This is a genomic window from Actinomycetospora sp. (assembly GCF_055612215.1).
In genome coordinates, this window is the sequence record NZ_JBVPVA010000335.1 from 1 (window position 1) to 8,530 (window position 8,530).

General features: G+C 76.8%; 8 protein-coding genes and 1 pseudogene. 3 read left to right on the forward strand and 6 right to left on the reverse strand.

Annotated elements, in window-relative coordinates; translation table 11 throughout:
* The 3 genes and pseudogenes from glmU to AC0CYZ_RS09640 form a co-directional block, all read left to right on the forward strand.
* Window positions 1–497: pseudogene (glmU, locus tag AC0CYZ_RS09630) on the forward strand (bifunctional UDP-N-acetylglucosamine diphosphorylase/glucosamine-1-phosphate N-acetyltransferase GlmU); the annotation flags it as partial.
* 2 nt (window positions 498–499) lie between these two features.
* A complete protein-coding gene (locus tag AC0CYZ_RS09635) occupies window positions 500–1,480 on the forward strand; it encodes a ribose-phosphate diphosphokinase (RefSeq protein ID WP_472214648.1) in 981 nt (326 codons plus the stop codon).
* A gap of 280 nt (window positions 1,481–1,760) precedes the next feature.
* On the forward strand, window positions 1,761–3,080 hold the full coding sequence (locus AC0CYZ_RS09640; protein ID WP_472214650.1) for a hypothetical protein: 1,320 nt from the start codon (window positions 1,761–1,763) through the stop codon (window positions 3,078–3,080).
* 14 nt (window positions 3,081–3,094) lie between these two features.
* On the opposite strand, the gene AC0CYZ_RS09645 is transcribed toward AC0CYZ_RS09640, so the two are convergent.
* The 6 genes from AC0CYZ_RS09645 to AC0CYZ_RS09670 form a co-directional block, all read right to left on the reverse strand.
* Window positions 3,095–3,340 carry a hypothetical protein gene (locus AC0CYZ_RS09645; RefSeq protein ID WP_472214652.1) on the reverse strand — a complete coding sequence of 82 codons (246 nt, stop codon included), beginning with the start codon at window positions 3,338–3,340 and terminating at the stop codon, window positions 3,095–3,097.
* A gap of 10 nt (window positions 3,341–3,350) precedes the next feature.
* Window positions 3,351–5,237: a hypothetical protein gene (locus AC0CYZ_RS09650; RefSeq protein ID WP_472214654.1), complete on the reverse strand. Its 1,887-nt coding sequence runs from the start codon at window positions 5,235–5,237 to the stop codon at window positions 3,351–3,353.
* On the reverse strand, window positions 5,234–6,223 hold the full coding sequence (locus AC0CYZ_RS09655) for a glycosyltransferase (protein WP_472214656.1): 990 nt from the start codon (window positions 6,221–6,223) through the stop codon (window positions 5,234–5,236). The genes AC0CYZ_RS09650 and AC0CYZ_RS09655 overlap by 4 nt, the downstream gene beginning before the upstream one ends.
* Window positions 6,220–7,536 carry a polysaccharide biosynthesis protein gene (locus AC0CYZ_RS09660; protein ID WP_472214658.1) on the reverse strand — a complete coding sequence of 439 codons (1,317 nt, stop codon included), beginning with the start codon at window positions 7,534–7,536 and terminating at the stop codon, window positions 6,220–6,222. The genes AC0CYZ_RS09655 and AC0CYZ_RS09660 overlap by 4 nt, the downstream gene beginning before the upstream one ends.
* Complete coding sequence (locus tag AC0CYZ_RS09665) at window positions 7,533–7,892, reverse strand: hypothetical protein (protein ID WP_472214660.1); 360 nt, start codon at window positions 7,890–7,892, stop codon at window positions 7,533–7,535. The genes AC0CYZ_RS09660 and AC0CYZ_RS09665 overlap by 4 nt, the downstream gene beginning before the upstream one ends.
* Window positions 7,889–8,530 (reverse strand): glycosyltransferase family protein (locus tag AC0CYZ_RS09670; RefSeq protein WP_472214661.1); only part of this gene is annotated, 642 nt, incomplete at its 5' end. The genes AC0CYZ_RS09670 and AC0CYZ_RS09665, both read right to left, overlap by 4 nt.

The window sequence follows — 8,530 nt, forward strand, 5'->3', positions numbered from 1 at the left end:
CCGTCGGCCCGTATGCCTACCTTCGGCCCGGGACGGTGCTGGCCGACAAGGTTCACATCGGGACCTACGTCGAAACCAAGAAGGCCGACATCGGCGCAGGAACCAAGGTGCCCCACCTGACCTACGTCGGGGACGCCACGATCGGCGAACACACCAACATCGGCGCCGCGAGCGTGTTCGTCAACTACGACGGCGTGGCCAAGCACCGCAGCGTCGTCGGGGACCACGTGCGCACCGGGAGCGACAACACCTTCGTGGCGCCCGTCACCATCGGGGACGGGGCCTACACCGGAGCGGGCACCGTGGTCCGCGAGGACGTGCCGCCGGGTGCGCTGGCCGTGTCCTCGGGCCCGCAGCGCACCATCGAGGGATGGGTGGGGCGCAAGCGCCCCGGCACCGCGGCGGCCGAGGCCGCGGCCCGGGCGGCGAGCCCGCCCGAGGGGGGACCGGACGACGCGCCGCGGTCGTCCGAGCGGCGCGACCAGGAGGAGCAGTGACCGTGAGCGTTGTGTCGTCCACCCCCAAGAAGAGCCTGATGCTCTTCTCCGGCCGGGCCCATCCCGAGCTGGCCGAGGAGGTCGCCAAAGAGCTCGACGTCACGATCGTCCCGCAGGCGGCCTACGACTTCGCCAACGGCGAGATCTTCGTCCGCTTCGAGGAGTCGGTCCGCGGCTGCGACGCCTTCGTCATCCAGAGCCACACCGCACCGATCAACCAGTGGCTCATGGAGCAGCTGATCATGATCGACGCGCTGAAGCGGGCCTCGGCCAAGCGCATCACCGCGGTCGTGCCGTTCTACGGCTACGCCCGCCAGGACAAGAAGCACCGCGGGCGCGAGCCCATCTCGGCGCGCCTCGTGGCCGACCTGCTCAAGACCGCGGGCGCGCACCGGATCATGACGATCGACCTGCACACCGACCAGATCCAGGGCTTCTTCGACGGGCCGGTGGACCACCTGCTCGCGAACAAGGTCCTCGCCGAGCACCTGCGCGACGCCTACGCGGGCGAGGACCTGGCCGTCGTCGCCCCCGACTCCGGACGCGTCCGCGTGGCCGAGAAGTGGGCGGACATGCTCGGCGGCGTCCCGCTCGCCTTCATCCACAAGAGCCGCGACAAGACCCGCCCCAACGAGGTCGTCGCGAACCGCGTCGTCGGTGAGGTCGAGGGCCGCTGCTGCATCCTCGTCGACGACATGATCGACACCGGTGGCACGATCGCGAAGGCCACCGAGGCGCTGCTCGCCGACGGCGCCTCCGACGTCGTCATCGCCGCCACGCACGGGGTGCTCTCCGGGCCGGCGATCGAGCGCCTCTCGACGTGCGGGGCGCGTGAGGTGATCGTCACGAACACCCTGCCGATCCCCGACGAGAAGCGGTTCCCGCAGCTCACGGTGCTCTCCATCGCCCCGGTGATCGCGCGCGCGGTCCGCGAGGTGTTCGAGGACGGGTCGGTCACCAACCTGTTCGACGGCAACGCGTAGGGGCCCTGCGCGCTCGAGGGCAGTCTCCGGTGCTGCCGGGCGTCCGGCGGCCTGTCCCGGAACCACTCCCGAGAACCGGGTCGTGGGGACCCGGTTCTGCGACGGAGTCGGCGAGCCCGCACTCGAGGCCGCACGGCGCCGAGTGGAGTCCCGCGGCTGCCGCCGTAGCCGTGATGGTCCACTCGCCCGGGCAGCCCCGCCGTCACCAGTGGCGACGCACTCGATGCGGCCGCAGCTCGACGACGACGGCGCGGTAGGACTGCACCGATAGGCTGCTCTCGTGCCGCCGTTCGGACCAGTGTCGCGCCGCGCCTTCCTGGCCGCTGGGTCCGCCCTGGCGGTCGCGGGCGTCACGGGCTGCACGGGCCCGGTCCCGGAGTCCCTCGACGACGGGCCGTGGGGCTGGACGCGTCAGGCCGGACCCCTCGAGCTCGGCGTGACCCACACCGAGTACTCCCTCGCGCCCGCCGATCCCGCGCCGTCGCGGGCCCGGGCGTCCGCGGTCCTGGCGCGCTCCGGGCGGTGGCAGGCGCAGCACCTGATGGGCTGGGGCGCGCTCGACCCCGAGCCCGCGCCGGGCGCCGTCGACTGGTCCTCGCTCGACCCCCGGCTGACGCTCGTGGCGGCGACCGGCGGGCGCGCCGTGCTCACGGCCGCGGCCGCCCCGGACTGGATGAAGGGCGGCGCGCCCGGCACCACGGACTTCTCGCGGATCGAGGTGGCCCCCCGGCCGGAGCACCACGACGACCTCGCGGCCCTCGTCGCGCGGGCGGTCGCCCGGTACCCGGGCATCGGCGCGGTGCAGGTCTGGAACGAGCTGAAGGGGTACTTCGACGCGGCGCACGACACGTGGGACGTTGCGACCTACACCGACCTCTACCGGCGGGTCCGGGACGCGGTGAAGGCGGTGCGGGCCGAGGTGCTCGTCGGCGGGCCGTACGTCCCGCTGGATCTGTGGGGGGACCCGGGCGTCGCGCCGAGCGACCTGCGCGGGCCCTGGGGCACCACCGACGGCCGCGGCCTGGACGCCGTGGAGTACTGGCTCGCGCAGCACGGCGGCGCCGACTTCGTGTGCGTCGACGGCGGCTCCGCGACCCGTGACGCCGGGCTGACCACCGACGCGGTGGGCGCCACCGACCGGTTCGCCGCGGCCACCGCGTGGCTGCGGGCGCGCACCGACCTCCCGGTGTGGTGGTCCGAGTTCTACCCGGAGCCGACCCGCGGGGCCGACGGCGCCGACGATCCGGCCTCGCCCGCCCGCGCCGCCGCGACCCTGGCCGCCGTGGCGGCCCTCGCCCGCGGCGGGGCGGCGGTCGCCCTGCTCTGGCAGCCGCAGGCCGCGTCGTCGCTGCCCTACGCGGCGCTGTGGACCGACACCGCCGATCCGGACGGTGGACAGGCGACGGCGTTGACCGAGCCGTGGGCGTGGCTCGCCGCCCGGCTGGCCACCGGGACCGTCGACCTCGGCCGCTCCCCCGACGGGCGCGTGCTCGGCTTCCGCGCCGGCGACGGGACCCTCGTGGTCAACACCGACGTGGCGGAGGTGGCGGTCTCCGGGGTGACCGTCGGCGCCTACGGCTCGGCGGTCCTCCCGCGCTGAGGCGGCGCGCCCGGTCATCCCAGGCCCGCCGCGACGACGGCCGCGAGGACGCCGGCGACGGTCCCGACGGCGAGGGCGGTCAGCACGGTGAACGTGACGCCGACCCCGCTCATCTCCTTCGGTGTCCCCGCGCCGTCGGCCGTCCCCGCCCGCCCGGCGCGGCGCTCGACGGCGACCGCGCGGGCGACGCCGAGGAGCGCGACGAGCCCGGCGAGGATCCAGCCGAGGGTGGTGAGCAGACCGGGGGGTGCGTCGTACACGGCGGGCTCCTCAGGGGGTGGTGCGGGTGAGGACGAGGGCGAGACCGCCGTCGTCGTGGGTGACGCGGTACCGGCCGGTGGCCGCGATCGCGAGCATCGCGGCGCGGCTCCAGCCGGGCCGCTCCCCGCGCAGGACGACGCCCTCGGCGTCGACGACGGGCAGCGAGACGATCTCCAGGGGCCGGTCGGCGAGGGCGCAGCGGACCGGGTCGTCGGCGAGCGCGTCGCAGGTCGTCGGGGTCTGGGCGACCTCGCCGACCCGGTCGACGAGCATCGGCACCACGGGCGAGAGCGGCAGGACCGTCGACCCGGCGGGGGCGGCGTCGAGCACCTGGCGGGTCAGCGAGACCTCGGCGGGGGTGAGCGAGACGTAGGCGTCGTTGCCGCCCCGGACGGTCACCACGGCGGCGAAGAGCACCGCGGCCCCGAGCACGAGGGCGACCGTGCCGACCCTGCGCCCCCGGTGGCGCAGGGCGCGCAGGGCCTCGGCCCCGAGAACGGCGAGGAACGGCAGCGCGTAGAGGAGCACCCGCAGGAACACCTCGCCGCCGTAGCTCTGCACGAGGACCAGCCCGGCAGGGGCGAGCGCCAGCGGGAGCCAGACGAGCTCGCCGTGGCGTCGCCATCGGATCCAGGCCCCGACGGCGGCGAGGCCGACGGTCGCGAGCGCGAGCACGACGCGGGCGGCCTTGACGGCGAGCTGGCCGGGGTCACCGACGAGCCGGTCGGTGAGCGCGGAGGCCACCGACCCGCCCGCCTGCCCGACGTCGCCGGTGGCGAGCGCCAGCTGGTTCAGCCAGAACTCCTGCCCGCCCAGCACGATCCAGGTGACGACCGCGACGAGGAGCACGACGACGAGCCCGCGGCCGCCCCAGAGCCGGCCGGCGACGACGAGGACCGCGAGCTGGGCCAGCAGCGCGAACGGGGTGAGCTGGTGGGAGACCGCGAGGGCCACGAACCCCAGCGAGATCAGCGCCCAGCCGCCGAGGACGACGCGCGGCGGGGTCGCCGGGTGCGGGCTGCGCCACCGGGCGGCGCTGGTGGTGACCAGGCCCGGGAGGGCGCGCAGCCGGGCCGCGACCCCGGCCGCGGCGTCGGTCAGGGGCGGCCGGGCGGTCGCGAGCGGGCCGAGGGCGACGACCCAGATCGCGACGACCACGAGCATCGCGGCGGCCTGCGGCGAGAAGTAGTCCTGCTCGATCCAGTTGAGGCCGAGGAAGAGCCACGCCGCCACCCACGGGGCCCGGACGCCGCCGATGAGCCGGCGGGCGAGGACGAGCACGGCGGTGGCCCACACGAGGGCGACGACGGGCGGGGCGAAGCGCAGCACCGCGTCGAGGTCGGTGAGCCCGGCGGCGTCGCGGATCCACGCCCACTGCGCGAAGAACCCCGCCCAGCTGAAGCGCGCGTCGACGCCGGTGGGGACGCGGCCCGCCGCCGCGATCGCGTCGATGAACCCGGCGTGCAGCCACGCCACCGGCATCCGCGCGGCGGACTCGACGACCGAGGCGAGGCCGGTCGTGCACAGCGCCAGGACCGCGGTGAGCCCGCCGAGCACCCGGGCGGACGGGGCCGGCCCGAGCAGCTCGACCAGGCAGGCGGCGACGGCGAACCCGACCGCGGCCCACGCCGCGACGGGGAGGACCCCGGCGAGCCCGAGGCCGCCGAGCGCGCCCAGGTCGGTGCCGGCCGCCGCGGTGGGCAGCAGGGCCAGGGCCGCGGCGCCGAGCAGGATCGCGAGGCCCCGCAACGGACGCGGGTCGGCCGCGCGCGGGCCGCTGGCCGGGCCCGGTCGCGGGGCGGTCCGCCGTGGGCCCGTCGGCACGCGGTGGCGGGCCTCCGGCACCTCCGGGGCCTCCGGGGGGACGAGGAGCAGCAGGGGCAGGGCCATCGTCATCGGGCACCGTCCTGGGCAGCCGGGGTCGATCCGGACGCGAGGCGCTCGGTGAGGCGGGCGGCGCGGTAGAGCAGCGCGCGGCGCCGGCGCGCGAGCGGGGCGTGCAGGCGGCCGACGACGACGTCGCGACGCCTCACCACCCCCCGGTCGGCGGCCGCGACGGCGGCTGTGAAGGCCCGTTGGAGGCGGTAGTCGGACCCGTGGTCCGCGGCGGACACGGCGTGCCCGCCGACCCGGAACCGGGCCACGGTCGCCGTCTGGCCCAGGTACCGGCCGTGGTGCAGGAGCCGCAGCCACAGCTCGAGGTCCCCGAGGGCGGGGACGTCGCCGTAGCCGCCCGCCGCGAGGTAGCGGTCCCGGCGGAACGTCGCGGCGGCGTCGGGCCCGATCGGGTTCGCGCCGGAGCGCACCACGCGGCGCACGACCGCGGCCCGCCCCTGCCGGCCGGTCAGCCCGCGCACGAGGCGCGAGGAGACGAGGACGGTGCCGTGCTCGTCGACCATGCGCCGGCGCCCGACGACGAGCGCGAGGTCGGCGTCGGCCTCCAGCGCGGCTACCTGGGTGGCCAGGCAGTCGGGCTCGAGCAGGTCGTCGGCCGGCAGGATCTTCAGCAGCGGCGCGTGCGAGAGCGCGACCACGCGGCGGAAGTTCTCCGTCAACGGCACCGTGGTCGGGCTGCGCCAGACCGAGAGACGGGGGTCGTCGAAGCCCGCGAGGACCTCGGTCGTGCCGTCGGTGGAGCCGTTGTCCAGGACGACGACCTCGAGCGCGGTCAGCGTCTGGTCGAGCACCGAGCGCAGGGTCGCCGCGAGGTGGCGGCCGCCCTGGTACACGGGGATGCAGACCGCGACGCGCGCCCCGGGGACCCGGCCGGGCCCGGCGACGAGCACCGGGGGGCCGGCGACGGGCGGGTCGACGAGGGTCAGGACGGGGCTCGGGACAGGACTCGGGACGGCGCCCGGACGGGTCGGGCTGGGCAGGCTCATGCCGGGCTCTCCTCGGTGGTGGGGCGGGTGCGCGCCGGGTCGCGGCGGGTGCGGAGCAGGACGACGCCGGCCACGAGGGCCTGGACGGCGACGAAGGCGACGGCGAACACGGTCTGCGGGTCGGCGGTGTCGCGGGGCACCAGCAGCACGGCCGTGACGACGAGGGCGGTGGTGGCGACGGCGAGGCGGGCGTAACGCAGGCCCCGTCCGAGCGCCTGGTGCTGGGCGAGCCGGTGGATCGTGAGCAGCCGCAGCGCGCACCCGGCGAGCAGGATGCGCAGCACCCCGGCCTCGGCGACGTAGGCCGGTCCGAACAGGGCGAGCGCCGGCTCGGCGAGCAGGGCCCCGAGTGCCAGCAGCGGCCCGACGACGAGGAACAGCCGCCGGCGCAGCGTGCGGGTGAGCTCGGCAGCGCGCCCGGGCTCCCGGGCCACGCCGGAGGCCAGCGAGGACGAGAAGTAGGTCGCCAGCACGTCGACGACCGTGATCGCCTGCCACGCGATGAAGAACCGGGCGCCCACCTCGGTGCCGAAGCGCAGGACCACGAGCAGCGGGACCTGGTTGAACAGCACCGCGGTGGCCACCTGCCCGAGATAGGTCGGCCCGAGGAACCCCGCGGCCTCCCGCAGCCCCGGCACCCGGCCCGGCGCCGCGTCCCCGCGACGGGTGAGCACGAGCGCCTGCAGGGTCACCAGCGCCACGCACGCCGCCAGCGGCACCAGCCACGACAGGACCAGCCCGGTGCTGGTCAGCGAGGACCCCGCGGCGAGCAGGATCGCGAGCCGCCCGGCGGCGAACAGCGCCGTCCGCAGGGGCGCCCACCAGGGCCGGCCGAGGCCGACGAGCACGAAGTCCTGCTGCTGGAACAGCGCGTAGAGCACCGCCGCGAGCACGAACAGCGCGACGCCCGCGACGCGGGCCGGACCGGACGCCCCGGCGCCGGTCACCGCATCGACGATCACCGACGACCCGGGCAGGAGCAGGTAGAGCGCCGCGACGACCCCGGAGAGCACCGCGACCGCGCCGAGCGCCGGGACGAGCAGCCGCCGCGCGGAACCAGCCGCGGCGGGCAGCCAGCGCAGCAGCCCGACACCGACGTTGAGCTCGGTGACGCCCGCGACGAGCAGGAACGCCGACACGAACGCCGTCGCCGTGCCCAGCTCGGCCGGGGAGAGCACCCGCGCCGCGAGGATCCACGAGAGCATCCCGACCAGGGCGGACCCACCCGCGGCCAGCGCCATCGCCATCCCGTCGTGCAGCGACCCGTCGGGCCCCGCGGTGACGGGCGCCGCGGGCGCGGCCGCGGCGGTCACGCGGTCACCGCCGCGGGGCGACGGCGACCCACCGCCGCGAGCACCAGCACGGGCAGGCAGACGACGACGGCCCCGACGAGCGCCGCGACCGGGTGCCACCACGTCGTCACCACCATCGCCTGCGCGACGACGATCCCGGCCGCCACGCTCGCGCCCACCGCGACGACGAGTCGCTCGGCGAACCCGGCGGGACGCACCAGGGCGGACAGCGCCCAGCCCGGCCCGAGCAGGAGGAACACCACGGTCGCGACGGCCCGGACGGCGGCGGGGACGGCAGCGGTCCCGAGGACCGCGCCCGCCGCCGCGACCAGGCCGGCGACCGCGAGCCCGGCCGCGACGGACCGCTCCCCGCTCACGGCGTCGGCTCCACGGCGACCGGTCCGACGACGGGGGCGACGACGTCGAGCAGGGCGGGCGCCACGCGGGCGAGCCGGCCCCGCACGTACCCCGAGCCGGCCGCGGCCAGGGCGACCGGGATCGCCGTGGCCGCCACCAGCGCGCGGGCGGCACCGGAGCGGTCCCGGTGGCGCAGCGCGGTGCCGGTGGCCCGCAGTTCCCGGGCGACGGCGCCGGGCAGCACGTGGCGGCTGTAGGCCCGCTCGGTCGCCAGCCCGGCCTGCGTGCCGCTGCGGCGGGTCACCACGGCCTTGGAGATCCCCTCGGCGTGGCAGCGGCGCACCAGGTAGCGCCAGCCCGTGCGGTCGGCCGAGACGTGGTGGTCCACCACCGCGTCCGGGTCGAGGACGATGCGGGCCCCCGGCAGCAGGCGCCGCAGCCGCAGGCACAGCTCGGTCTCCTCGCAGCCCAGCGGCACGGTCCCGACGCGGCCCATGTCCTCGCCGAACCCGCCCGTCGCGACGAGGGCCTCCCGGCGGAACGCCATCGAGCAGCCCATGACGTTGCGGACCTCCACCGGGCCGCCCGCGCCGGTGGTCCGGTGGAGATCCGCATCCCTCCCCGCCCGACCGGTGGCGCTCCCCGTCGCTGCGCTCGC